Below are 24,615 nucleotides of genomic sequence, written 5' to 3' on the forward strand. Positions count from 1 at the left end.
TCGTTGGTCACGACGCGATCAGCCGCCGGCGGATGTCGAAGGCGTCTCCCGCTGCATCGCGGAGCAGCAGCCGAGCCTCCCACTGGCCGGGCAACGGCAGCGCAGCAGGGGCCTCGAACCGGCCCGGCCCAGTCTGCCGGAACGACAGCGGCACCTGCGACCCCTCCAGCGGCCTCTGCAGATGGCCCTGCAGCACGCCAGCCACGGGTTGGCCCTGACGATCAACCACCACGACGGAAACGAGCCCGCCTTCCAGCTTCACCTGCGCCTCCCAGCCCAGCGCCTGCTGACGTGCCGCTTCTTGAAGAACGTGGTTGTAGCTGCGGCCGCGATCGAAGGATTTGCCGACGGTCACGCCGGTGAAGGTGGACAGGGCAGCAAAGATCAGCCCGCCATTCACGACAACGACCAGCAGCATGCCGCCGACGAAGACCCAGGGGATCCAGCGGCTGCGGCGCGGATCGGAAGGCATCGCGTGGCTCATGGCTTCGGTCCCAGGAAGACGCTGTGCGCGGAGGCTGCGATGCGCCCGTCCGAATCATGCAGCCGGAAGGTTATGTCGATCGATTCGTGGCGGGGCGAGCTATCCGGCTGGGTCACCAGGACGCGCCATTGCGTGATCCCGTCCGGCCGCGTGGTCACCGCGAAGCGGTTGCCGTCCATCACCTGGCCTTCCTGCACCTGCATGTGCAAAGCCTGAGGCGCCACGATCTCGAGGACCAACGTCGTCACCTCTCGGCCCTTGTTGGCGATCTTCAGGGTGTAGCCGTTGCGGATGGATCCGTCGGACAGCGTCACGAAAAGAGGCGCTCGGTCCCGCAGCACCGAGAGCGTCACTGCCTCACGCAGCAGGAATGCACCGAGCATTACAGCGGCAACCGCGCCGAGCAGTGCGGCGTACAAGACTGTGCGGGGTCGGATGAAGCGCGGTACGCGCCGGGCGGCCATGCCGGCGGCGAGGCGCGGCGCGCCAGGCGGGACGGCTTTGGCCGCCGCGGTGGAGGCCGCGAGATTCGCCAGCGTCTCAAAGGCAACCAGGCCTTTGGGTCGCTCCAGTCGGGTCATGATGTCGTCGCAGGCATCGATGCACAGCCCGCATCCGATGCACTCCAACTGCTGCCCGTCACGTATGTCGATGCCGGTCGGGCAGACATTGACGCAGGCACGGCAGTCGACGCAATCGCCGATACCTTCTTCCTTCCACTTTCCTCGCGGCTCACCGCGCCATTCGCGATAGGTCACGACCAGCGAATTCTCGTCCAGCATCGCCGCCTGGAACCTTGGCCAGGGGCACATGTAGGTGCAGACCTGCTCCCGCGCCCAGCCCGCCAGCAGATAAGTGGTGCCGGAGAACAGGGCGAAGAAGAAGTACACCTCCAGCGAGGCACGACCGGTAAGCACCTCCCACGTCACGGTCGGCGCATCGTTGAAATACATGATCCAGGCGCCGCCGGTTGCGGCCGCGATCAGTAGCCACGCCGCATGCGTGAGCACCTTCTTGCGGATCTTTGACGGCGACCAGGGCGCCTTATCCAGGCGCATACGCTCGTTCCGATCGCCCTGTATCTGCCGCTCGACCCACATGAACAGGTCGGTCCAGACCGTCTGCGGACAGGCAAAGCCGCACCAGACCCGGCCGAAAAGACTGGTCGCGACGAAGAGCCCGATTGCGCCGAGCACGAGAAGCCCTGTCAGGAAGTAGACCTCCTGCGGCCATATCTCGATGAAGAAGAAGAATAGACGGCCATTGGCGATATCGACCAGCACCGCCTGGTCGGCGGCACCCGGGCCGCGGTCCCACCTGAGCCATGGCACGATGTAATAAGCTGCCAGGCACAGCGCGAGCACCACCCACTTCGCCCGGCGTACCGGCCCGGCCACGGCCTTCGGGTACACCTTCTGACGATCGGCATAGAGCGGCTGCACTGCGGGCGTCGGGGCTCCCGCGGGACGCAGTCGGTCTTTCGGCTGGATGGTGCTCATGATTCAGCCCTCGGGCCCTGCCTTTCAGTTCTCGCCACCGCCCAGCGCATGCACGTAGACGGTCAGCATGTTGATGATCGCCGGATCGAGCCGCGGACCCCAGGCAGGCATGACGCCTGCGCGGCTATACGCGATGGTCTGCACGATCGAGGCCTTGTCGCCGCCATACAGCCAGATGCGGTCAGACAGCCGCGGCGCCCCGACGTCCCGATTACCCTCACCTCGCTCGCCATGGCACGCGGCGCAGTTCTCGGTGAACAACTCAGCCCCCCGCCCCGCCGCAGCCACGTCGGTTGCCTGGCCAGCAAGCGACAGGACATATTCCGCCGTGTCCCTGACCTGCGGCAGCGTCAGTACGCCGTCAGCCAGGAAGCGCGGCATCATGCTGATGCGCTCCTCGTCGCTTTCGCCGGCCCGGACACCGTGGGTGATCGTCGCGCGGATTGCCTCGTGCTGGCCGCCCCAAATCCAGTCATCGTCGGCCAAGGACGGGAAGCCACCCACCGCGCCCTGGCCGCCTGCGCCATGGCAGCCGGCGCAGTTGTTGGCGAAGGCGATGCGACCGCCGGCAATGGCGAAGCCGCGCAGCTCCGGATCATCCGCAATCTGCTGCGGCGTCGCCTCGCGGATGCGGGTCATCATGGGCGCCATCCGCGCCTGTGCATTACGGGTATCGTCCACCACCGCCTCTCGCGCGATCCAGCCGGTCAGGCCCGTCGCGCCCTGAAAGGGGAAGGCCGGGTAGACGACGACATAGACCGCGGCGAAGACGATGCAGGCATAGAAGGTGTAGAGCCACCACTTCGGCAGCGGCGTGTTCAGTTCGCGCAGACCGTCCCACTCATGCCCGGTGGTATCCGTGCCGGTGAGGCTGTCCTTCTCGATCTTGGTAGGCATGCGACGGGACTCCTCAGTGCCGGCGATCGGAGACGTCTTCACGGAAGGGGATGTCCCCCGCCTGTTCGAACTCGCGCTTTCGCGCGGGCGCCAGGACGCGGATCAGGATTCCGATGAAGAGAACGAAGAACCAGACCACCCAGAGGGTGGAGAAAAGTGGCTGAAGGGCGACGAGGTCCATGTCCGTGCCTCCTACTGCTGCCGCACCTGCTCGGGCGTCACGTCGCTGAAGCGAACCAGCGTGCCGAGCATCTGCAGATAGGCAACCAGCGCGTCCATCTCCGTCACCACCGCGGCGTTGCCGTCGAAAGTGCCCTGACGGGCGCGGGCGTAGCGTGCGGAGAAGTTGGCCCCGTCCAGGTCTGGCCTGGCCTGCGCCACCAGGTCGGCACGGGCATTGGCGATCATCTCCGCGGTGTAGGGCACACCAACCGCGGCCTGCGCGCGCAGATGGTCGGCGATGTCGCCCATGTTCAGCAGCCGGTCCAGGAAGGCGTAGGGCGGCATCACGCTCTCCGGCACCACCGCGCGCGGGCTACGGAGATGTGCAGCGTGCCAGTCATCCGAGTACCGCCCGCCGACACGCGCAAGGTCTGGCCCGGTGCGCTTCGACCCCCACTGGAAGGGATGGTCGTACATGCTCTCCGCAGCCAGCGAGTAGGCACCGTAGCGCTCGAGCTCGTCGCGGAAGGGCCGCACCATCTGGCTGTGGCAGAGGTAGCAGCCCTCCCGCACATAGATGTTGCGGCCGGCGAGTTCGAGCGGCGTGTAGGGACGCACCCCCTCAACACGTTCGATCGTGCTCTCCACGGTGAACAGCGGCACGATCTGGGCCAGCCCGCCGATAGAGACCGTGATGAGCGTCAGCACGCCCATCAGGACCAGGTTCTTCTCGATGATGCCGTGATTGAACCAGCGCATGACAGGCGTCCTTATTCGGCAGGTGCGGGAACGGGAGCGGCGATGCCGGCCGGCACCGGTGCCGGAACCTCATCGGCCAATTCGTCGCTCGTCACGGTCTTCCACAGGTTGAAGACCATGATCAGTGCGCCGCTCAGGTACAGCACGCCGCCCATCATACGGATTACGTAGTAGGGGTGCATCGCTGCCACGCTTTCGATGAAGGCGTATTGCAGGAAGCCCAGCTCGTCATAGGCGCGCCACATCAGGCCCTGCAGAATGCCGGAGACCCACATCGCGGTGATGTAGAGGACGATGCCGAGCGTCGCGATCCAGAAGTGCCACGACACCAGCTTCTGGCTGTAGAGCGCACGCTTTCCCCACAGCTTCGGATACAGCCAGTACAGCGCGCCGAAGGTGATGAAGCCGACCCAGCCCATGGCGCCGGAATGCACATGGCCGATGGTCCAGTCGGTGTAGTGCGACAGGGCGTTGACCGCCTTGATCGACATCACCGGGCCCTCGAAGGTGGACATGCCGTAGAAGCCGACGGCGGTGACGGAGAAGCGCAGGCCTGGGTCCGTGCGAAGCTTGTCCCAGGCACCCGAAAGCGTCATCAGGCCGTTGATCATCCCGCCCCAGGACGGCATCCACAGCATCACCGAGAACACCATGCCCAGCGTCTGCGCCCAGTCAGGCAACGCCGTGTAGTGAAGGTGGTGTGGACCCGCCCAGATGTAGAGGAAGATCAGCGACCAGAAATGTACGATCGACAGACGGTAGGAATAGACCGGCCGTTCCGCCTGCTTCGGGATGAAGTAGTACATCATGCCCAGGAAGCCTGCGGTCAGGAAGAACCCGACGGCATTGTGGCCATACCACCACTGGATCATCGCATCCTGCACGCCGGCTGCCAGGCCATAACTCTTGCCATGGCCGAGCGTGATCGGCAGCGCCAGGTTATTGACGATGTGCAGCATCGCGACGGTGATGATGAAGGCGAGATAGAACCAGTTCGCCACGTAGATGTGCGGCTCTTCCCGCCGCAGGATCGTGCCGCCGAATGCGACCAGGTAGTGCACCCACACCACGGTCAGCCACAGGTCCACGAACCACTCAGGCTCGGCGTATTCTTTCCCCTGCGTCACGCCAAAGACGTAGCCGAGTGCGGCCGCGACGATAAAGAACTGGTATCCCCAGAACAGGAACCAGCCCATTGGCTCGCCGCCGAACAGGCGGGCGCGGCAGGTTCGCTGCACCACATACAGGCTGGTGCAGATCAGCGCATTGCCGCCAAAGGCGAAGATCACGGCGGAGGTATGCACGGGCCGCAGGCGGCCGAAGGTCGTCCATTCGAGATCGAGGTTCAGCAGTGGCCAAGCCAGCTGCGATGCGATGACGACTCCGACCAGGAAGCCGACCACGCCCCAGAAGACAGTCGCGATCGCGAAGGCCCTGATCGGTGCCTCCACATACGGCTCGGGCCGCGTAACCGCAGCCGATAGGGCTGGGTTGGCGGCGTAGCCTGCTGCAGCCATGGCAAAACTCTCCCCTGCTCACACCGGGGTCGCGATCTGGGCGGTGTGGAGAGTGCAGATGACTGCCTATTGATCGCGGCGTCCTTGATGCGGATCAATTGAGCGGCAGCCTCGGGCCGGTAATCTTCGGCCGGGATCAACGCCAGGAAGCCAGGGTAAGCCGCATGCAGGACGCCGCCGAACCGATGGCAATTCAGCCCTCGCCGTCGATCCGCCCCCCGCCCTCCATCCATGAGGTGCCGCCTGACCGGCCATGGGTCTGGATCGCGGCGGGCTGGAAGGATCTCATGGCCATGCCGCATGTAGGGTTCTTCTATGGCGCTGGCCTGGTCGTCGCCGGATGGCTGCTGAGCGCCATCCTGCTTCGGGCCGGAGTCGCCTGGGCTGTTTTGCCTGCCACCTCGGGCTTCTTCCTGGTCGCCCCGTTGCTGGCGGCAGGGCTCTACGAAGCGAGCCGCCGGCGTGAGCGCGGGGAACCGGTCTCCCTTCTTCTGTGCATGCAGGGCTTCCGCCGCAACGGCGCACAGTTGGCGCTGATGGGCGTAGTGCTGCTGTTGCTGCATCTGTTCTGGATCCGCACGGCCGGCCTGCTTTTTGCGGTATTCTTCGGCCTGGGCTTCTCGCCAGCCATTGAGACATTGCCCATGGCGATGCTGCGGTCAGACATGCTGCTGCCATTCCTGGTCATCGGGACTGGCCTTGGATTCATCCTGGCCATGATCGCCTTCTCGATTTCCGTGATCTCCATCCCGATGATGGTGGACCGCGACATCTCGGTCATCGAGGCGATCCTGACCTCGATCCGCGCTACTATCATCAACTGGCGAGCCATGGCGCTCTGGGCCGGGCTGATCGTGGTCTTCACGGCGATGGCCCTGGTACCCTTCTTCCTGGGGCTTGCGCTTGTGCTGCCGCTGATCGGCCACGCCACCTGGCACGCCTATCGCGACCTGCTGCGCTGATCAGAACAGGTCGATATCGCTCGCGCTCAGTTGCCAGGGCGCCAGGCCTACCAGCACCAGTCCGCCATTACCGAGTGGCAGGAGCGTGCCAGAGGAAATACCGAGGAGCGCTGCAATAACGGCCAAGGACGATGCATAGGTGCTGGCTGGTACCACCAGGCGGTCCTGGCCGGGCGTAAAGTCCAGCACGGTGTCGATGCCGCCATCGGCATCCAGCAGGAACCTGTCGGGGCCGGCGCCGCCGCCTAGCGTATCGTCACCCAGACCTCCCCGCAGGGAGTCCGCGCCCGCGCCACCGAGCAGCAGATTTCCGAGGGTGTTGCCGGTTATCCGATTGGCCAGGCTGTTGCCGAACCCGGAAACAGCGGCTCCCAGCAGGACGAGGTGTTCGAGATTCGGCGGCAGGGTGTAGCCGCCGCTGGGCAGAACCGCCCATATGGTGTCGGTGCCTGCGCCGAGCTCCTCAAACACCTGATCGTCGCGCCCATCCAAGAGATAGAGGTCGTCGCCGGTGCCACCGAAGAACCACCCGACCAGCCGATCCGCGGCAGTCCCATCCAGCGTATCGGCGCCGCCCCCGCCACGCAGCACGTCGCCCGCACCGAGGCCGGCGCGCAGCAGGTCGTCGCCGTCGCCGGCCTGCAAACGGTCGGAGCCGCCACCGCCATCGAGCGTGTCCGCCCCTACACCTCCGTCCAGCCTGTCGCTGCCATCGCCACCCTGCAGCAGGTCGTCGCCATCGCCGCCGACCAGCACGTCATCGCCAACGCCGCCGTCCAGCGTGTCGTGACCGGAACCGCCAGCCAGCAGATCCACGCCGGCCTGCCCCATCAACCGGTCGTTTTCAGCGCCGCCCGCCAGCAGATCATCGCCGTCGCCTCCATCCAGCGAATCCGCACCACTTCCACCCAGCAGCAGATCGTCGCCCTCCGCGCCCACGGCCGTGTCGTTGCCCTCATCACCGAGCAGCATGTCATCACCGGCACCACCAAGGCTCCGGTCGTTGCCGGCACCGCCGAACGCCGTGTCGGCGCCCTCCCCCGCCAGGATTGTGTCCGCCCCGGCACCACCCACGAGCGAATCCGCGCCTGCGCCCGCATCAAGCAGGTCATCGCCGATGCCGCCCGAGAGCGTATTGCGCGCTTCATTGCCGTACAGGGTGTCGTTGCCCACGCTTCCGAATGCGGAAACATCACCGGCACCGGATCTCAACCTGAGCCTTTCGAAATGCTCAGGAAGCGTCATCGTCCAACCGGTCACCAACTCATCGATGCCTCCCGCCGCCAGTTCGAGCCAAGTGTCCGTCTGGCTCCGAAGCAGGTAGATATCGTTGCCCGCGCCGCCGATCAGGCGGTTACCGCCGGCGCCTCCGCCATCCAGCGTATCGGCACCATCGCCTCCCACAAGGCGATCAATCCCTTCTCCTCCGTCCAGCAAGTCGTCACCGGCATCACCAAACAGGCTGTCCGCCCCATCGCCGCCGAATATCCGGTCGACACCGTCGCCGCCGCGGACCGTGTCCGCGTCTGCATCGCCACGCAGCGTGTCACCGCCCGCACCGCCGAGGAGGCTGTCCGCACCCGCGAGGCCTGAGAGATGATCGTCTCCCGCATGGCCAATCAGCGCGTCGGGGGCGGCGGCGCCCAGCAGGGTATCAGCCAGGAGTGAGCCGTCCTGCACGGCGAAGGGAGAGGGTGGGCCTGGCGCCAGAACGGTCACAGGGATGCTGAAGCTGGCCAGGTTCCGGCCGTCCGAAACCTCGATCATCACCTCGCGCACCGTGCCGCCCAGTCCCGTCAGGTCCACGCCCGGCCGCAGGCGCAATTCGCGGTCCACAATCTCGAACCAGGCCGAATCCGGCCACGCGACGCTGTACTCGAGCGGCCCATCGGTGTCCGGGTCCGTTGCGGACAGGGTGCCGATCGGTGCGCCGACGTCGTTGGCCAGCACGACACCGCCCGATGCAAAGACCAGATCCTGCGGCGGGGCGTCATCGACCCCCAGGAGCCGCACGGTGAAGCTATTCGGCAGTGCTCCCCAGCCTGACGACGTCCTGGCGCTGAGGCCGAAGGTGAATTGCCAATCGTCTCCCCAGTGCTCGGAGTCGAACGCCTGCATGGGCCTGATCGTCATCAGGCGGCTGCCAGTGCTGAAGGTGGAGACGAAATGGCGCGCATCGCGGCCGGAAAGTGCCGCGGAGGTTATCGCCGGGACGAAGGTGAGGTAGGCGACCCAGTCTCCGCGGATCGCGTTCTCATAGATCGTGTCGGGTACCGTACCGACAAACGACGTGGACATTCATGGGCCCCATCCTGGTGCCGCGATAGAAGGGGCATTCCTGGTTGAGATCGCGTCAACGTGGCGACGATTCGACTGTCGCTCAGGCCACCAGGCGCACCGCCATGGTTCCCAGAAGCGCAGCATTGACCAGGAACAGAACGCCGCCAACCAACTGGGTCATCGGTCCCGATCGCCGCAGGAACAATCGGCCGAGCAGCGCCACGCCGATAAGGGCAGGTATGGTGCCCAGCGAGAAGGCGAGCATGGCCAAGGCACCCGCCAATGCGCTCCCGGTCGCGGCCGAGGCGGCCAGTGCGGCGTAGAGCAGGCCACAAGGCAGCGCCGATAGCAGCAGCCCCAGGCCGAACCCGTTCCAGCCACCGGGGTTGGCAAGCAGGCTGCTGATGGGGCGCAGCAGGAAGCCCGGGTAGGCGGATCCAACGCCGCCCGATGACAGGCGCTGCCACGGCCATACCCGGTATCGCGGGGGAATCAGGCGCGCCAAAGCCTGTCGGGCCATCAACAAGGCCGCCAGTAGCAGAAGCGCCGCCAGAATCTGGCGCAGGCCGGTCACCTGGCTGACCACCCCCGCGCTGGACCCGGCCACGGCACCCAGCGCGGCATAACCGACGATCCGGCCCAGGTGATAGGGGAGCAGCGCCGCACCCGCCAACCTGGAGAGAGTACCGGGCCCGACCCGTCCGGCGACATTGCCTGCCTGCGCCAGCACGAAAGGCGCGCACATTCCGGCACAATGCGTCACGCCACCCGCCAGCCCGGCAAGCAGCATGGCCAGCGCGACCGACGCCAGGGCACCAGCACCAAGCGCGGTCAGATCATGGAGGCAGTTCGCGAGCATGGCACACGCTACCCCCACGGCCTCGTACCCATCTTGCGGCAGGTCAATCAGATCGCAGCAAAGATGAGGTAGAAATTAAGAACTACGCCTGGACGGCCGCTGTCCCGGCGCCACATGCACCGGCGCCATCCGGATGCGACCATGCCCAATCTGACGCACCATTCTGCCCGGTTTTCCGAAGCCAGGCCCACCGCGCCTCCGCCTCACTTTCCCTGCGGCCGCTAACCGTCTACGCCGGATTCATGACACGTCATCCCCTGTGCCTGACCATGGGCGAGCCGGCCGGCATCGGCGCGGAGATCGCGGCGAAGGCCTGGCACCGCCTACGCGCGGCAGGACCTGTCTTCTTCTTCATCGGTGATCCTGTCAGCGTGCAGGATGCGCCGGTGGCGCTGATCGAGACGCCGGAGCAGGCCGCTGAGGCCTTCTCGCAGGGCCTGCCTGTGCTGCCGCTTTCCCTGCCGGTGGTGCCACAGCCCGGGCGGCCGAACCCGGCCAATGCGGCTGCCGTTATCGCCGCAATCGAGACCGCGGTGCGTCTATGCCTCGATGGTCGCGCCAGCGGGGTGGTGACCAATCCCATCCAGAAATCCGTACTGACGGGTGCCGGTTTCCGTCACCCCGGGCACACTGAGTTTCTCGGTGAGTTGGCGGGGCGCGGCGTTCCACCCGTAATGCTGCTGGCCTGTCCCGGACTGCGGGTGGTGCCGGTGACAGTCCATGCCGCCCTGGCGGACGCCATCCGCAGCCTGACCACGGACCTCATCATCGAGCACGGCCGCATCGTGGCTGATGCGCTCCGGCAGGATTTCGGCATCGCGAGGCCGCGCATTGTGGTGGCGGGCCTGAACCCGCACGCCGGGGAAGCAGGGACAATGGGCCGCGAGGACATCGAGATTGTCGCGCCTGCGATCGCCGCCCTGCGCGAAGCGGGCATCGACGCACGCGGCCCCCTGCCCGCCGATACGCTGTTCACCCCGCGAGCGCGGGCCGCCTATGACTGCGCGTTGTGCATGTACCACGACCAGGCGCTCATCCCGATCAAGACGCTCGATATGGATGGCGGGGTGAATGTGACGCTGGGCCTGCGGATCGTACGCACCAGCCCCGACCATGGCACGGCGCTGGATATCGCTGGGTCGGGCCAGGCTGATCCGGGAAGTCTCATCGCCGCGCTGCACCTTGCCGCGGACATCGCCACCAGCCGATCAAGGGATCACCGCCCATGATGCCATTGCTGCTTTCAATCAATGTGGATCATGTGGCGACGCTGCGGAACGCCCGCGGCGGGCGGTTTCCAGACCCCGTGGCCGCCGCAAAGCTATGCCTGTCCGCCGGTGCAGAGGGCATCACCATCCATCTGCGCGAGGACCGGCGGCACATCCGCGACCAGGACGTGGAGCGCATGAAGGCCGAGGTACCGGCCAAGCTCAACCTGGAAATGGCCGCCACCGAGGAAATGGTCGCCATCGCCATCCGGGTGATGCCGGAGGCCGTGTGCCTGGTGCCCGAGAAACGCCAGGAGCTGACCACCGAGGGCGGGCTGGATGTGCTGCGGAGTGGCCCCGGCTTCGCCCAGGCCATCCAGCGCCTGACCGGCGCCGGCATCCGCACTTCCATCTTCGTCGAGGCTGATCGCGCTCAGATCGAGGCCGCTGCCAGGCTGGGCGCCAACTGCATCGAACTGCACACGGGCACCTACGCCGACGCGATGCCCAGCGAACGCCCCGTGCATCTCACGCGCCTGGCACAGGGGGCGCGTGACGCCGCGGCGGCAGGCCTGCTGTGCCATGCCGGCCATGGTCTGGATTTCGACTGCATCGGCGGCGTCGCGGCCTTGCCGGAGGTTTCCGAGGTCTCGATTGGGCACTTCCTGATCGGCCAGAGCGTCTTCGAGGGATTGCCCTCGGCCGTACGGCGGATGCGGGACCTCATTGACGCGGCGCGGCACTCCCAGGGCTGAGCGCCCGTTGGGCTGCCCTTGCATTTTGCATGGCCTGATGTTTGCTCGGTCTTCTGACAGCAACGACTGCGGCAGGATGCCGGCAGCGGTGATTGCAGGATGCGAGGCGACAATGGCGGCCGCGGCAAAGGCAAGGCAGACGATTCCGCTCTGGTCAGTGCGGCCGGGCCTACCGGATCAATCGACCGCCCCCCCTCCGCGCTCGGCCACTGTCATCCCCCTGCCCCTGGGCGTGGCGCGGAGCCGGCAGGTCCTCACCTATCCGGCCGCCATCACGGTGCCGCCTCGCTGCCCGGAGCAACCCGCAACCGCGGAGCAGCCGCTGGCCGCCCTGCCGCTGCTCGCACTCTCAGCACCGACAGCGCTGATCGGCGCCTGCATGATGCTTTTCCAGATCCTCGGCTGATCCCCAGGCTTCGGCTGATCCCCAGGCTCAGGCACTGACACCCCATTTCTGGCCGAGTTCGGCAAAGAAGCCGCTCGCCTGCCGGATGGTGACCCAGGCGTTGAGGAAGTTCAGGAAGACCGGATCCTGCAGCGGCGCCATGAACGCCATGGGGATGGGGTTGCGTGGCTGGTCGCTGAAAAGCGAGACAAGATCCGGATATTCCCGCGTGAGGAAGGCGGCCTCAATCACCGTCGACATGGTGGCGTCCACCCGGCCGCCCAGCAGTTCCTGCCAGTCTCGCGCCGGACTCTCCACGCGGCGAAGGGTTGCGGCCGGCAAGGCCTGCTGCACGAATTGCTCCATCGTGGTGCCGAGATTGGTGCCGACGGTCACGCCCCGCTGGTTCAGGGCTTCCCATGTGGCGAAGCGGCCCGCGTTGCGGCGGGTGGTCAAGGGGATGAAGCCGGTGCGGCCCCAGGGGATCGTGAAGCTCGCCGCCATCGCGCGGGCGATGGACATAGAGGTTCCGGTGAACACCACATCATACTGGTCGGCCTGCAGGCCGTTGATCAGCGTGCGCCAGTCGGTCGCCACGAATTCTGGCCGCACCCCCATGTCGCGCGCCAGTTGCTCCGCCGCCTCGATCTGATGGCCGCGATAGCTGCGCGTGGCCGGGTCGCGGAAGCTCATCGGGTTGAAGTCGCCCGTAGTGCCGATGCGGATGCGCCCGGCGGACTGGATCGCCTGGAGGCGCCCGCCATTAGCCTGCTGCGCCAGGGCCTGGGCGGGCAGCAGCAGGGATGCGGCAGCGGCGGCGGCCGGTATGTGGCGACGTAACATGGGGAAGAGCTCCATCTGGGCAGGGCGGAGGTTGGTCCACCTTCGCAATTTGCAACGTCATACCCGACTTCCGCTGCGTGTCGCATCTCGCCCGAGCAGGGAAAGCGTGGGAAACAGCCACATGTCGACCCTCCCCTTCCCGCGACAGCCGCGTATTTGGCTGCCTTTCCCGCTGCTGATGCTGTCCGGCTGCGGCAGCAACTGGGGCTGGCATGTAGTCGACCCCACCGATGCCCGAGGCAGGGCCAATCTGGACTTCATGGTGGAGGGGCTATGGGCAACCGTCACACTTTCGGTTGCCGCGATCCTGCTCTCCGTCCTGATGGGCACGGGAATTGCCCTGCTCGGCTTCTCGCGGCTGCGCCCTCTGCGACTGGCCAACCGTATTTGGGTCGAGCTGTTCCGCGCGGTTCCGATCCTGGTGCTCATCCTGTGGGTGTTCTACGGCCTGCCTGTGGTGCTGGGCATCCGGCTGGATGTCTTCACCGCGGCCCTGATCGCGATAGCTCTCTGCGACTCGGCGTTCGAGGCCGAAATCCTGCGCGGTGGCATCCAGAGCATCGAGCAGGGCCAGCGGGAGGGCGCCGCCGCGCTCGGCCTGTCGCGCTGGCAGGCCATGCGCCTGGTCATCCTGCCACAGGCCATCCGCCGCATCCTGCCGCCGGTCGCCAACCAATTCGTCTATGTGGTGAAGATGAGCAGCCTGGCGAGCGTGATCGGCTACCAGGACCTGACGCGCCGCGCCAATGAGCTCGTTGTGTCCGTCTTCCGACCGCTCGAGATCTATACAATCCTGATCCTCGAATACTTGGTGCTGATCCTGATCATCTCGGCAGGCGCCCGCTGGCTGGAACGGCGGCTTGGTGCGGACCAGACGCGGCGGCGGGACGGTTGACGGGCCGCCCCCGGGCAGCCAGCGTCCGGGGATGACAGACATCCTCCCGCCGACCGATGAGGCGGCAGCCGCCATCCATGCCGCGACGCTGACGCTCGACACCCATGTCGACGTGCCATGGCCGGCCACCCCTGACCCTGCGACGCAGACGGCACGGCGGGTCGACTACCCCAAGATGCAGGCCGGTGGCCTGAAGGGGGTGGTGTTCATCGCCTATGTGCCCCAGGGCCCGCTGACCCCGGAAGGTCACGATGCTGCAGGCGCGCGCGCCGAAGCCATGTTGCGGGCCATCGCCGCCACCGCCGGCGAGACACCGATGCGGCGGCGCCTGTGCACGACGCCGGACGAGTTGGAAGCCTGCGCGGCGGATGGCGCGCTGGCGATCCTGCTCGGTGTCGAGAATGGCTATGCGATGGGCGAGGATCTGTCGCGACTTGCGCTCTGGCGCCAGCTCGGCGCCATCTACCTGACCGTCACCCATGACGGGCACAACGCCCTATCGGATGCGGCCCGGCCGCGGGCCGACCTGGGCGATGCACCGACGCGTCATGGCGGCCTGTCCGCCCTCGGGCGGGCCGCGATCGGGGAAATGAACCGCGTCGGCCTGATCGTCGACGTATCCCATGTCGCGCGCAGCGCCATGCTGCAGGCTGCGGAATTGTCGCGCACGCCCGTGGTTGCCACCCATGCCTGCTGCCGTGCCCTGCGGGACCATCCGCGGAACCTGGATGACGCACAGATGGACGCGCTGCGGGATGTGGGCGGGCTGCTGCAGATCACCGCGGTGCCGAGCTTCCTGAAGGCGCCCGATGCGGATGGCACCGCTCGGGCGACCGTGTCCGACTACGCGGACCATGTGGACTACGCGGTGTGCCGCATCGGCATCGACCATGTCGGCCTGTCGTCCGACTTCGATGGCGGCGGTGGCGTGCAGGGCTGGCAGGATGCGTCGATGTCCGGGGCCGTCAGCGCGGAACTGCTGCGCCGCGGCTATGGGCCACGCGAACTCGGGCTGCTGTGGTCGGGCAATTTCCTCCGTGTCTGGCGCGCGACCCTGCGGGCCGCGCGCTGACCGGCAGGCTCAGCCGTTGGTGAAGTTGATCCGCTCCATGCCGAAGAACTTCACGACCTGGCCATTGATCGTGATCTGGCCATTCGACGGGCCGTTGAAGACGATGGAGTTGCCCTGGAAGCTGTAGGAGCCGCCTTCGTACATCATGATGTTGCCGGAGGAGATGCTGCTGAAGGGCGTCCCCTCGATGACCACCGAATCCTGGCCGGCGACGCCATGGAATTCATCATTACCTTCGCCGGGGCTCCAGTAGAACACGTCGTTGCCGTCGCCGCCGAAGGCCTTGTCGTCGCCAGCGCCCATGCGGAAGCTGTCATTGCCATCACCACCATGCGCCTGGTCGCTGCCGGCGCCGGCATTGAACTGGTTGTCACCGCTGCCGACCGGCTGCCAGCTGCCGTCACTTCCGGCACCCCAGGTGTTCGAACCCGCCAGGTTGTCTACACCCGAAGTCCCGGTGATCACGCTGCTGCCGGGGGTGGCCGGCGGCGTCACGGGCGGCGTTACAGGCGGCGCCACCGTGGTGTCGGGCATGGTCAGTTGTTCGACACCGAAGAAGCGAACGGTTTCGCCATTCACCGTGAACTGGCCGTTGGCTGGACCATTGAAGACAATGCTGTGGCCGACGATCGAATAGCTGCCTTGGTAGAGCTGCAGCCCGTCGGTGACCTGCTGGAGCGAGAGCCCCTCCACCATCACGTTGTCGGCCCCGGTGCCGCCGTGCAGCTCGTCATTGCCGTCGCCGGCGCGCCACCACAGGGTGTCATTCCCGTCGCCGCCAAAGACCTTGTCGCCATCGCCGGTGCCGCCGCGAAGGTGATCATGGCCATCGCCGCCATGCAGTTCGTCGGCCCCACCGCCGCCAGCGAGCACGTCGTTGCCGCTGTTCACGGGCTGGTCGCCGGCCCAGGTGGCCGATCCCATAAGCTTGTCCCCGCCGTCGCCACCGACCAGCGTGTCGTCGCCCGCGCCACCGGATCGTTCGTTGAAACCTCCAACCACAATCTCAAGCGTCTTAATATCGATTACATGCGGCTTTTTGGTGGACACGGATCGATCTTCCCAAAGCGTCTCGAAATACTTTATCGTTGCGCCCTTGGCGTATCAACACAGAATGAAACCGATTGCGTTAAGGTTCGGGCAGAGACGCAGGTTCCCAAGCCCGTGCAACTCCGTCACTCTGCACGGCCGCTGGAATCTATTTTTTGACGTAGCGGGGAATGTCTGGAAACGATGTCTGCCCCTCCCCTGTTCCGCCGCGAGGCCGTCGCCGAGGCCGCGGCACCCGACCGATACGATGAGGCGCTGCGGGTCATGCGCCCGCTGAGCTGGGTCATTGGCGGCGTCCTGCTTGGCATGGCCCTCATTGGCCTGGTCTGGGCGTCCCTCGTCGACGTGCCGGTCAAGGTCGCCGGCCGGGGGATTCTTCTGCCGCCGGGCGGTGTGGTCGACATCGTGGCCGACACGGATGGCCGAATCGAATCCCTCATGGTGCGGCCGGGCGATCGCGTCGAGGCCGGCAGGCCGGTTGCGCAGGTCGACCAGTCCGAGGTCCGGCTGCAACTGGCGCTCGCCGAGGGCCAGGCCGCCGACGCGGCGCGTCATCGCCGCGAGCTGCTGGATTTCCATCGGCGGGAAGAGGCAGCCGCCGATGCTTTCAGGATCGCCCGCGACGCCGCCCTGACGCAGAACCTCCGCCTCCTCGAGGAACGCCTGGGGATGATGCGGGAGCGGGAGGATGTGCTCCGCGGCCTGTCGCAACAGAACCTGGTGAATCGTGACCGTGCCCTGTTCGCGCGGGTGGAGGTGTTCCAGGTCCGGGAACAGATCGCCGCGGCGCGCAACGAGCGGGAGCAGCTGATCCTCGACCAGGCGCTGAAACGCACGCAGCGAGAGCGGGAGACGATGGAGTCCGAGCGCCGGGCGGATGAGACCGGCCGCCAGGCGCAGGCCCTCCGCGACCGGCTGCTGCGGCTAGGGGTGGTGATGGCCCCCTATTCGGGCATCGTCGTCGAATCCAAGGTCAATGAAGGCCAGGTGATCCAGCGCGGCACGCCGCTGCTGACCATCGAGCGCGATCCCGAAAGCGGTCACGGCGGTCCGGTCGCCGTCGTCTATGTCACGGCACAGGATGGCAAGCGCCTGGCGGAAGGCCTGCGGGTCGAGGTTTCACCGTCCTCGACGCGGCGGGAGGAGCATGGCTTCGTCTACGGCCGTGTCATCCGCGTCGCCCATGTGCCCGCATCCTCCGCCGGCCTGCTGCGGACGCTGCAGAACGACCAGCTCGTCCGCAGCTTCACCACGGGGCTGGGCACGCCTTTTGAGGTCGAAGTGGCGCTGGAGCGCGATCCGTCCACCCGAAGCGGCTTGCGCTGGTCAACCGGTAGCGGCCCCGATTTCGCTGTTGAGTCCGGGACCTTGGCCGAAGCGGAGTTCACCGTGCGGTCGGTGCGCCTGATCGGCCTTGCCTTCCCTGCAGTCCGTGGCTGGCTCACCCGCTCGGCAGACGCCGGCACGCTATGACGGATGATGTGGCCAGCACCCCCCGCACGGCCCGGCGGGTTCGCACGCCGACGGTGCTGCAGATGGAGGCGGTGGAATGCGGCGCGGCGGCGCTGGGCATCATCCTCGGCTTCTACGGCCGCTGGGTGGCGCTTGAGGAATTGCGCGTGGCCTGCGGCGTGTCGCGTGATGGCAGCCGCGCCAGCCACCTGGCCTCCGCGGCCCGCCAGTACGGCATGCAGGTGCAGGCCTTCCGGATGGAGCCGAGCCACATCCCCGGCATGCGGCTGCCGCTGATCGCCCATTGGGGCATGAACCATTTCGTGGTGATCGAGGGCATCGGCCCGCGCTACGTCCACATCAACGACCCCGCCAGCGGCCCTCGCCGCATCACGCGGGAGGAGCTGGACCGCAACTTCACCGGCGTCACCCTGGTGCTGGAGCCTGGCCCGGACTTCCGCAAGGGCGGGGAGCCGCCGCGCGCGGTGGGCGGCATCCTGCGCCGCCTGCGCGGCAACGAGGCGAGCTTCGGCTTCCTCGTGGGCGTCAGCATGTTGCTGATGATCCCAGCCCTGCTGGTGCCTGCCTTTTCGCAGGTCTTCGTCGACGACGTGCTGGTCGGCCGCTTCGATTCCTGGCTGACGCCGCTGCTGCTCGGCATGGCAGGGGCAGCCGCGGCGATGGCCGTCGTCACCTGGCTGCAGCTCGACCTGCTGCTGCGGCTGGAGACGCGGCTCTCCGTTGCCGGCTCCGCCGCCTTCCTCGAAAGGCTGATGCGCCTGCCGGTCGCATTCTTCGCCCAGCGCCATCCGGGCGATGTCGCCGGCCGGGTGCTGCTGAACGACCGGATCGCGCGGCTCGTGTCCGGCGATGTGGGGCGCGGCCTGCTGGGGCTGATCACGGCGCTGGCCTACGCCGCGGTGATGGCCCTGTACGACCGGCAGCTGACAGGCGTGGTGATACTGGCCGCCATCATCAACCTGGCGGCCCTGGCATCGCTCAGCCGGTCGCTGAGCGACGACAACCAGCGCCTGCTGTCCCGCACACTGCGCTCCGAGGGCCTGGGCAAGCAGGGCCTGCAGATGATCGAGACCTATCGCTCCTCCGGCAGCGAGAGCCTTCTTCTAGCCCAGCTTGCCGGTACGCGCGCCGGCGTGGCCAACATCACCCAAAGCCTGGCGCTGCGCCGCGGTGTGCTGGAGGGCCTTCCCGCCTTCGTCGCGATCGCCGCGGCCGCCGCTGTGCTGGTGCTTGGCGGATCCCGCATCATGGAGGGCGCGATGACCGTCGGCCAGCTTGTCGCCTTCCAGGCGCTGACCGTGGGGTTCATGGGGCCGGTTGCGCAGCTGGTCGGCGTCGCGACGCAGATGCAGGACGCCAAGGCGAACCTGACTTTGCTGGAAGACACCATGCATCACCCGCTGGCCGCCGAATTCGGGGCAGCCCCGGCCCGTGCCGCGGCGGCCCGCTTCACCGGCCATGTGGAACTCCGCGACGTGGTCTTCGGCCATAGCCGGCTGGAGGCACCGCTGCTGGACGGCATCTCACTGACCCTGGAGCCGGGCCGCCGCCTCGGCATCGTGGGCGGGTCGGGGTCCGGGAAGTCGACTTTGGCGCTGCTGATCGCCGGCCTCTATCGCCCCTGGTCTGGGGAGATCCTGATCGACGGCCGTCCCCTGGATTCCATCCCGCGTGAGGAATTGCGGAGAGAGGTCGCAGTCGTGGACCAGCAAGGCTACCTGTTCGACGGCACCATCCGCGACAACATCGCCATGTGGGATCCAACGCTGGCCGATGAGCGTCTTGTCGAGTGCGCCCAGGATGCGGCCATTCATGACGAAATTCTGGCGCGGCGCGGTGGTTATGCCGGGGTGGTGGCGGAGGAGGGCCGCAACTGGTCCGGTGGCCAGCGCGCCCGCCTGGAAATGGCACGCGCCATCGTCACCGATCCGTCGATCTTGGTGCTCGACGAGGCGACGGCCTCACTCGACAACCGATCCGAGGCGACGGTGATGCGGAACCTGCGCCGGCGCGGCTGCACCATGATCCTGATCGCCCATCGCCTGGCCCTGGTGCGCGATTGCGACGAAGTGATCGTGATGGAGCGCGGCCGTATCATCCAACGCGGCCGGCCGGAGGAGCTGGCCGGTGCTGTCGGTCCTTTCCGCAAGATGCTCGCCAGTGGCTGACCATGCCTGACACACTGCCCGCGAATCTGGCCGCGCCGCCACAGCCGGCCGAGCCCCATACGCTGCCGGCGCATGCGCCCCTGCATCTGGACGACGCTTCCGCACGCTGGCTGGTCACGTCTGGCACGGTGACCCTGTTCGCCACCCGCCCGGCGCGCGCGCCAGCAACCGAGGGGCCGCGGCGCTACATCGGGACCGTCACCGCGGGCGGGCTTCTCTGCGGGCTCGGCGTCGATGACATGGGTGCCAATCTGATTGCGGTTGGCACCGCCGAGACCCGCATCGCGCCGCTGGAGCAGCCCCCTTCGCCGCTGGATGCGGAGTGGAGCAACCGGTTGGCGCAGGCGACCACCCTTTGGTGCAGGACGCTCGCGGAGGGCCTGGCCCGGCCCATGGCGCCGCGGCCTCGTGCGGATGTCGCGATAAGCGCAGCGCTCGGCACAGTCCAGACCGCGCCCAACGCAACGCTCGCTACTCGTGGGCCGCCCATCTGGCTGCGCCTACCGCCTGGTTCCTGGCTGTTCCTGGGACTGGAGCCGGTTGCCGGCCTGGTGCCGCTGCCAGCGGAAGCCTGGCTGACCGGCAGCGGCGGCCTGGTCGCTGCAGTGCCGGCTCTCGACGCCATGGCGGATCCCGCCTGGGAAGCTGGGCTCGCAACCTACAATGCCGCCTGCCTCGGCGCCCTGTCCTCGGCACTGGCGCTCGACGCTGCCGATGAACTGAACCGCCTGCGACTGCGGGCAGAGCGGGACGAGGAAGCTGGCGCGGAACAGCGGACCGCCTTCGCCGCAATCCTTGGGAACCCGCCGGAAGTACAGGCCGCCGCGGATGGCGACCCGCTGATGCCGGTCTTCCGCATCATTGCCAGCCGTCTGGGCGTGCGTGCCAAGCGGCCGATCCGGGTGCGACGGGCCGATATCGACGCGGTTCCGACGCTGCAGGAACTCGCCCGGGCGTCCGGGCTGCGGCTGCGGCCGGCGCATCTGCCCGATGGCTGGTGGCGTGACGACCATGGCCCGCTGTTCGGCACGCTGAATGGCGCAACGGTGGCACTGCTGCCGCATCGCGGCGGCTACCGGCTGCACACGGCCGACAAGTTGGCGGGCCAACGCGTCGATCCAGCTCTGGCCCAACAAATCAGTCGGGAGGCGCTGGCGCCCATCATCCCGCTGCCGCGCAAGGCACTTGGGCTGACGGACCTGATCGGCAGCGGCATGCGCGGCAGTGGGCACGATGTCACCGCCATCTTCGCCACCATGCTGATCGGCGCGGCGCTGGGCCAGGCGGTGCCACTCGGCACGGGCATTGCTTTCTCGCTGCTGATCCCCGGCGGGCATCTGGGCGAACTGACGCAGCTTGGGCTTGCCCTCGTGCTCGTCGCGGCGGTGGGTTGGGCTGTGAAGCTGGGCAGCGAGATCGCCCGCCAGCGCATCGAGGCCAAGGCCGGACCGGCCCTTCATGCTGCTGTCTGGGACCGCGTCATGCGCCTGCCCATGGCGACGCTGAACCGGCAGACGGTCGGCGAAACCTCCGGCCGCGCTGGCTCGGCCATCAGCCTGGCCATGCAGTTGCGGGCCTTCAGCTTCACCATCATCAGCGCGGTGGCGACGATCCTGTCCTCCTGCGTCCTGATGCTGCTGTCCCAGCCGCTCGCTGCGGCGGTCGCCGTCGGCATGCTGGCGCTGCAACTGGCCGCGGCGAACCTGGCCGGCTGGCTGCAGGCCCGCGCCTTCGCGACGGGCGAGGCCCTGTCCGGTCTGGCCGACGCGATGGTGTTCCAGATCATCTCCGGCCTGGTGAAGCTGCGCCTGGCGGGGGCGGAAGCGCGTGCGCAGACGGTCTGGTCGGGACGCTTCGCCGAAATGCGCCGCCGCCTGGCCGCCGCCCGGCGCATCAGCAATGTCTATGATGCCTTCGCCGCCGGCTTCACCGTGCTGTCCACAGCCGCGGCCTTCCTGATCATCGCGATGATGCAGCAGGTGGAGATCGGCGAGCCGCCGCCCAGCCTGTCCTCTGTCATGACCTTCATCGCTGCCTACGGCCTGATGGTCGCGTCCGGCACGCAGCTGGCGAAGACCATGTTCGCGCTGTGGTTCCTGATGCCGACGCGCAAATTCGCCCAGCCCCTGCTGGATGCCCTGCCGGAGGCAGATACCGGCAAGGTCGATCCGGGGCGGCTGAGTGGTGCGATAGACCTGTCGAACCTCGCCTTCCGCTACGGTCCGTCCGAATCCTGGATTTTCTCCGGCCTGTCGATGCGGATCGAGGCTGGCGAATATGTCGCAATCGTCGGACGGTCAGGCGCCGGGAAATCCACCCTTGTGCGCCTCCTGCTTGGTCTGGAGGAGCCCATCAGCGGCGCCATCTACATGGATGGGCACGATATCCGCGGGCTGGATCTCACCGTGCTGCGGCAGCAGATCGCAACAGTCCTGCAATCCGCACGCCTGCCCCCCGGGAGCCTGCGGGATGCGGTGCGCGGCCTGGCTCAGGTGAGCGAGGCCGAGATCTGGCACGCGCTGGAGCAGGCCGCCTTGGCTGCGGATGTGCGCGCGATGCCGATGGGGCTTGAGACCATGCTGACCGATGCCAGCCGCGTGCTGTCCGGCGGCCAGGTGCAGCGCCTGCTGTTGGCGCGCGCCTTGCTACAGAAGCCCGCGGTTCTGATCCTGGACGAGGCGACCAGCGCGCTGGACAACATCACCCAGCGCGCGACCATGCGGGCCATCCGCACGATGCCGGCGACCCGCATCGTCATCGCGCATCGCCTGTCCACCATCCGAAATGCGGACCGCATCATCGTGCTCGATGGCGGTCGCATCGTGGAGAGCGGCAGCTTCGAGCAGCTCCTGCAGCGCAAGGGCGGGTTCTTCGCCCGCCAATACGCCGAGGAAGCCCGCTGGCAGGCCGCAGCGGGCGCGGACCAGGAGGGCGGGGCTGCCTGATCGGCCTCAGCCGGCTTTCGGCGCCGACTGAATCGCCTGCCACACGCGCTCCGGCGTCGCCGGCATGTCGATGTGGCGGATGCCATGGGCGGAAAGCGCATCCACCACCGCATTCATCACCGCTGGCAGCGATCCTGCGCAGCCAGCCTCGCCGCAGCCCTTGGCGCCGAGAGGATTGGTGGTAGCGGGAACCGGGTGGCTGACGAAGGTGATGTCAGGCATGTCACCTGCCCGCGGCAGCGCATAGTCGAGGTAGCTGCCGGTCTGCATCTGGCCATCCTCGCCGAAGGCCACGCTCTCCATCAGCGCCTGGCCGATGCCCTGGGCGATACCGCCATGCGCCTGGCCGGCAACCAGCATCGGGTTCACGATGACGCCGAAGTCATTCACCGACAGATAGCGGTCGATGCTGACGATCCCGGTCTCCGGATCGATCTCGACCTCCGCGACGTGGCAGCCATTCGGGTAAGCCTGCGGCGCCTGGTCGAAGACATGGGTCACATCGAGCGTCGCGGGCACCCCCTCCGGCAGCGCCGGCGCCTGTTGCAGCCGGGCGGCCAGCTCCATGATGCCGACGCCACGGTCGGTGCCGGCGATCAGGAAGCGGCCTTCGCCGGACTCAGGATGCGCCTCGAACTCGATATCCGAAACGGCCGCCTCCAGCGCCCAGGCCGCGGCTGCACGCCCCTTCTCCACCACCAGTTCCGAAGCCTCGACGATGGCGGCGCCGGAGGCCATGAGCGACTTCGACCCGCCGGTGCCGCCACCGGCCACCAGCTCGTCCGAATCGCCCTGCTTCAGGCGGATCTGGTGGAAGGGAACGCCTATGGATTGGTGCAGCACCTGGGCGAAGGCACTCCAATGCCCCTGCCCGTAGTCCAGCGTGCCGGTGACGATGGTGACGGTGCCGTCCTTCTCGAAGCGGATGCCGCCCTGTTCCTTGGTCGGCGGTGCCGTACATTCGAGGAAATTGCCGATTCCGAGGCCGCGCAACAGGCCCTTCTCCGCGCTTGCCGCCTTGCGGGAAGCGAAGCCGGGCAGGTCGGCGGCCGTGATCGTCTGGTCCAGCAGCGCAGTGAAGTCGCCGCCGTCATAGTTGCTGCCGGACGCGGCAGCGTAGGGCATTTCCTCCGGTCGGATGTGGTTGCGGCGGCGCAGCTCGATGGCGTTCAGCCCCATCTCCTTCGCCGCGGCTTCGATCAGCCGTTCCATGAAGTAGTTGCCTTCCGGCCGGCCGGCGCCGCGATAGGCGGAGACGGGGCTCGTGTTGGTCAACAGGCTCCGCGTCACCACCTCGATCAGCGGCGTGCGGTAATTGGACTGCACGTTCTTCCAGAAATTCGCGGTGCCCATCAGCGGCGCGACGGTGGACAGGTAGGCCCCCATATTGGCGAAGGAGGTCAGCCGCACGGCCAGGAAACGGCCCTGGGCATCCAAGGCAAGCTCGGCCTCCACCTCATGGTCCCGGCCGTGCTGATCGGAGAGGAAGCTGCTGGTCCGCTCATCCGTCCACTTCACTGGCCGGCCGAGTTCCTTCGCGGCATGCAGCAGGCAGATGTATTCGGGATAGGCATTAGCCTTCATGCCGAAGCTGCCGCCGACATTGCCGGTCAGGATCCGCACCTGCTGCGTCGGCACCTTCAGGACCTCGTTGGCCATCTGCGCGCGCAGCCCGAAAACGCCCTGGCAGCCAACGCGCAGCACGTAGCGGCCATCCTCGAAGGATCCGATGGCGCTGCGCGGTTCCATGGCGCAGACCACGATGCGGTTGTTGCGGATGCCCAGGCGCGTGACATGTGCGGCCGACGCGAAGGCCTCGGCCACCTTGGTGCTGTCGCCCTGCTGGAAATCCAGCACGAGATTGCCCGGGATGTCGTCATACAGCTGCGGTGCACCAGGCTCGGCGGCGGCGGAGGCCTGGGTGACAGCCGGCAGCATGTCGATGTCGAGCTCGACCATTTCCGCAGCGTCCTTCGCCTCGGCGCGCGACTCCGCGACGACAAAGGCCACGGGGTCGCCGACGAAGCGAACCTTGTCAGTGGCCAGCGCGTGCCGATAGGTCGTCCGGATGGGCGAACCATCGCGATTCTTCAGCGGCATGCCACACTTCATCGGGCCATAGCCGGCGGCCACCAGGTCCGCGCCGGTCCAGACGCCCAACACCCCCGGCATGGCGCGTGCAGCGTCCGTACCGATGCCGCGGATCACGCCATGGGCATAGGGGCTGCGCACCATCACGCACCAGATCTGGCCCGGCAGGGCGATGTCATCCGTGTACTGGCCTCGTCCGGTCAGCAGAATCGGGTCCTCGGCGCGCGGCACGGACTGCCCGATTCCGAACTTCAGGCGCGTCGCGTCCAGCATGTTGGTGTCGGGCATCGGGTCCTCACGGCAGGTTCGGT

General features: G+C 67.2%; 20 protein-coding genes. 9 read left to right on the forward strand and 11 right to left on the reverse strand.

Annotation, left to right across the window (positions count from 1 at the left end):
• Positions 1–7: 7 nt before the first annotated feature.
• The 6 genes from HB662_RS18325 to ccoN are packed head-to-tail and all read right to left on the reverse strand — an operon-like array spanning position 8 to position 5,318.
• Entirely contained in the window at positions 8–484 is a 477-nt protein-coding gene (locus HB662_RS18325) for a FixH family protein (RefSeq protein ID WP_168051323.1), read from the reverse strand.
• Positions 481–1,983, reverse strand: coding sequence for a cytochrome c oxidase accessory protein CcoG (gene ccoG, locus HB662_RS18330; protein ID WP_168051325.1), 1,503 nt, complete (start codon positions 1,981–1,983; stop codon positions 481–483). The genes HB662_RS18325 and ccoG overlap by 4 nt, the downstream gene beginning before the upstream one ends.
• 24 nt (positions 1,984–2,007) lie before the next feature.
• Entirely contained in the window at positions 2,008–2,880 is an 873-nt protein-coding gene (gene ccoP / locus HB662_RS18335) for a cytochrome-c oxidase, cbb3-type subunit III (protein ID WP_168051327.1), read from the reverse strand.
• A gap of 13 nt (positions 2,881–2,893) precedes the next feature.
• Positions 2,894–3,061 (reverse strand): cbb3-type cytochrome oxidase subunit 3, encoded by a 168-nt coding sequence (locus HB662_RS18340; RefSeq protein WP_168051329.1) that lies wholly within the window; start codon positions 3,059–3,061, stop codon positions 2,894–2,896.
• A gap of 11 nt (positions 3,062–3,072) precedes the next feature.
• On the reverse strand, positions 3,073–3,801 hold the full coding sequence (ccoO, locus tag HB662_RS18345) for a cytochrome-c oxidase, cbb3-type subunit II (protein ID WP_168051331.1): 729 nt from the start codon (positions 3,799–3,801) through the stop codon (positions 3,073–3,075).
• An 11-nt stretch (positions 3,802–3,812) separates the two neighbouring features.
• Positions 3,813–5,318, reverse strand: coding sequence for a cytochrome-c oxidase, cbb3-type subunit I (gene ccoN / locus HB662_RS18350; RefSeq protein WP_168051333.1), 1,506 nt, complete (start codon positions 5,316–5,318; stop codon positions 3,813–3,815).
• Positions 5,319–5,416: 98 nt separating this feature from the next.
• Here ccoN and HB662_RS18355 point away from each other — a divergent pair, with 98 nt between their 5' ends.
• The gene (locus HB662_RS18355; RefSeq protein ID WP_245185717.1) at positions 5,417–6,280 is read left to right on the forward strand and encodes a DUF2189 domain-containing protein; all 864 of its coding nucleotides are present in this window, start codon (positions 5,417–5,419) and stop codon (positions 6,278–6,280) included.
• On the opposite strand, the gene HB662_RS18360 is transcribed toward HB662_RS18355, so the two are convergent.
• Positions 6,281–8,578, reverse strand: coding sequence for a calcium-binding protein (locus HB662_RS18360; RefSeq protein WP_168051335.1), 2,298 nt, complete (start codon positions 8,576–8,578; stop codon positions 6,281–6,283).
• An 82-nt stretch (positions 8,579–8,660) separates the two neighbouring features.
• Entirely contained in the window at positions 8,661–9,419 is a 759-nt protein-coding gene (locus HB662_RS18365; RefSeq protein WP_168051337.1) for a sulfite exporter TauE/SafE family protein, read from the reverse strand.
• 242 nt (positions 9,420–9,661) lie between these two features.
• Here HB662_RS18365 and pdxA point away from each other — a divergent pair, with 242 nt between their 5' ends.
• From pdxA to HB662_RS18380, 3 genes are all read left to right on the forward strand, one after another.
• Entirely contained in the window at positions 9,662–10,648 is a 987-nt protein-coding gene (pdxA, locus tag HB662_RS18370; protein ID WP_168051339.1) for a 4-hydroxythreonine-4-phosphate dehydrogenase PdxA, read from the forward strand.
• Complete coding sequence (locus HB662_RS18375) at positions 10,645–11,382, forward strand: pyridoxine 5'-phosphate synthase (protein ID WP_168051341.1); 738 nt, start codon at positions 10,645–10,647, stop codon at positions 11,380–11,382. The genes pdxA and HB662_RS18375 overlap by 4 nt, the downstream gene beginning before the upstream one ends.
• A 112-nt stretch (positions 11,383–11,494) precedes the next feature.
• Complete coding sequence (locus HB662_RS18380; RefSeq protein WP_168051343.1) at positions 11,495–11,788, forward strand: hypothetical protein; 294 nt, start codon at positions 11,495–11,497, stop codon at positions 11,786–11,788.
• A 27-nt stretch (positions 11,789–11,815) separates the two neighbouring features.
• Here HB662_RS18380 and HB662_RS18385 read toward each other — a convergent pair whose 3' ends face one another.
• The gene (locus HB662_RS18385; protein ID WP_168051345.1) at positions 11,816–12,610 is read right to left on the reverse strand and encodes a transporter substrate-binding domain-containing protein; all 795 of its coding nucleotides are present in this window, start codon (positions 12,608–12,610) and stop codon (positions 11,816–11,818) included.
• A 121-nt stretch (positions 12,611–12,731) separates the two neighbouring features.
• Between HB662_RS18385 and HB662_RS18390 the strand changes: the two genes are divergently transcribed.
• Both HB662_RS18390 and HB662_RS18395 read left to right on the forward strand, forming a co-directional pair.
• Complete coding sequence (locus tag HB662_RS18390; RefSeq protein WP_168051347.1) at positions 12,732–13,505, forward strand: amino acid ABC transporter permease; 774 nt, start codon at positions 12,732–12,734, stop codon at positions 13,503–13,505.
• A 31-nt stretch (positions 13,506–13,536) separates the two neighbouring features.
• Entirely contained in the window at positions 13,537–14,577 is a 1,041-nt protein-coding gene (locus tag HB662_RS18395) for a dipeptidase (RefSeq protein ID WP_168051349.1), read from the forward strand.
• A gap of 9 nt (positions 14,578–14,586) precedes the next feature.
• Here HB662_RS18395 and HB662_RS29765 read toward each other — a convergent pair whose 3' ends face one another.
• A complete protein-coding gene (locus tag HB662_RS29765) occupies positions 14,587–15,627 on the reverse strand; it encodes a hypothetical protein (protein ID WP_168051351.1) in 1,041 nt (346 codons plus the stop codon).
• Positions 15,628–15,810: 183 nt separating this feature from the next.
• Here HB662_RS29765 and HB662_RS18405 point away from each other — a divergent pair, with 183 nt between their 5' ends.
• From HB662_RS18405 to HB662_RS18415, 3 genes are read left to right on the forward strand one after another with little or no spacing between them, the layout of a single operon-like run.
• Positions 15,811–17,100: an NHLP bacteriocin system secretion protein gene (locus HB662_RS18405; RefSeq protein WP_168051353.1), complete on the forward strand. Its 1,290-nt coding sequence runs from the start codon at positions 15,811–15,813 to the stop codon at positions 17,098–17,100.
• The gene (locus tag HB662_RS18410; protein ID WP_168051355.1) at positions 17,097–19,268 is read left to right on the forward strand and encodes an NHLP family bacteriocin export ABC transporter peptidase/permease/ATPase subunit; all 2,172 of its coding nucleotides are present in this window, start codon (positions 17,097–17,099) and stop codon (positions 19,266–19,268) included. Before HB662_RS18405 ends, HB662_RS18410 begins: the two co-directional genes overlap by 4 nt.
• A 2-nt stretch (positions 19,269–19,270) precedes the next feature.
• On the forward strand, positions 19,271–22,213 hold the full coding sequence (locus HB662_RS18415; RefSeq protein ID WP_168051357.1) for an ATP-binding cassette domain-containing protein: 2,943 nt from the start codon (positions 19,271–19,273) through the stop codon (positions 22,211–22,213).
• A gap of 6 nt (positions 22,214–22,219) precedes the next feature.
• On the opposite strand, the gene HB662_RS18420 is transcribed toward HB662_RS18415, so the two are convergent.
• Positions 22,220–24,592: a xanthine dehydrogenase family protein molybdopterin-binding subunit gene (locus HB662_RS18420; protein ID WP_168051359.1), complete on the reverse strand. Its 2,373-nt coding sequence runs from the start codon at positions 24,590–24,592 to the stop codon at positions 22,220–22,222.
• Positions 24,593–24,615 lie beyond the last annotated feature (23 nt).

This window comes from Falsiroseomonas frigidaquae (assembly GCF_012163145.1).
GTDB lineage: Bacteria > Pseudomonadota > Alphaproteobacteria > Acetobacterales > Acetobacteraceae > Falsiroseomonas > Falsiroseomonas frigidaquae.

Bases quoted from the DNA above. Each gene is read 5' to 3' on its own strand.
- HB662_RS18325 (WP_168051323.1), bottom strand. From the start codon at position 484: ATGAGCCACGCGATGCCTTCCGATCCGCGCCGCAGCCGCTGGATCCCC.
- ccoG (WP_168051325.1), bottom strand. From the start codon at position 1,983: ATGAGCACCATCCAGCCGAAAGACCGACTGCGTCCCGCGGGAGCCCCG.
- ccoP (WP_168051327.1), bottom strand. From the start codon at position 2,880: ATGCCTACCAAGATCGAGAAGGACAGCCTCACCGGCACGGATACCACC.
- HB662_RS18340 (WP_168051329.1), bottom strand. From the start codon at position 3,061: ATGGACCTCGTCGCCCTTCAGCCACTTTTCTCCACCCTCTGGGTGGTC.
- ccoO (WP_168051331.1), bottom strand. From the start codon at position 3,801: ATGCGCTGGTTCAATCACGGCATCATCGAGAAGAACCTGGTCCTGATG.
- ccoN (WP_168051333.1), bottom strand. From the start codon at position 5,318: ATGGCTGCAGCAGGCTACGCCGCCAACCCAGCCCTATCGGCTGCGGTT.
- HB662_RS18360 (WP_168051335.1), bottom strand. From the start codon at position 8,578: ATGTCCACGTCGTTTGTCGGTACGGTACCCGACACGATCTATGAGAAC.
- HB662_RS18365 (WP_168051337.1), bottom strand. From the start codon at position 9,419: ATGCTCGCGAACTGCCTCCATGATCTGACCGCGCTTGGTGCTGGTGCC.
- pdxA (WP_168051339.1), top strand. From the start codon at position 9,662: ATGACACGTCATCCCCTGTGCCTGACCATGGGCGAGCCGGCCGGCATC.
- HB662_RS18375 (WP_168051341.1), top strand. From the start codon at position 10,645: ATGATGCCATTGCTGCTTTCAATCAATGTGGATCATGTGGCGACGCTG.
- HB662_RS18380 (WP_168051343.1), top strand. From the start codon at position 11,495: ATGGCGGCCGCGGCAAAGGCAAGGCAGACGATTCCGCTCTGGTCAGTG.
- HB662_RS18385 (WP_168051345.1), bottom strand. From the start codon at position 12,610: ATGTTACGTCGCCACATACCGGCCGCCGCCGCTGCCGCATCCCTGCTG.
- HB662_RS18390 (WP_168051347.1), top strand. From the start codon at position 12,732: ATGTCGACCCTCCCCTTCCCGCGACAGCCGCGTATTTGGCTGCCTTTC.
- HB662_RS18395 (WP_168051349.1), top strand. From the start codon at position 13,537: ATGACAGACATCCTCCCGCCGACCGATGAGGCGGCAGCCGCCATCCAT.
- HB662_RS18405 (WP_168051353.1), top strand. From the start codon at position 15,811: ATGTCTGCCCCTCCCCTGTTCCGCCGCGAGGCCGTCGCCGAGGCCGCG.
- HB662_RS18410 (WP_168051355.1), top strand. From the start codon at position 17,097: ATGACGGATGATGTGGCCAGCACCCCCCGCACGGCCCGGCGGGTTCGC.
- HB662_RS18415 (WP_168051357.1), top strand. From the start codon at position 19,271: ATGCCTGACACACTGCCCGCGAATCTGGCCGCGCCGCCACAGCCGGCC.
- HB662_RS18420 (WP_168051359.1), bottom strand. From the start codon at position 24,592: ATGCCCGACACCAACATGCTGGACGCGACGCGCCTGAAGTTCGGAATC.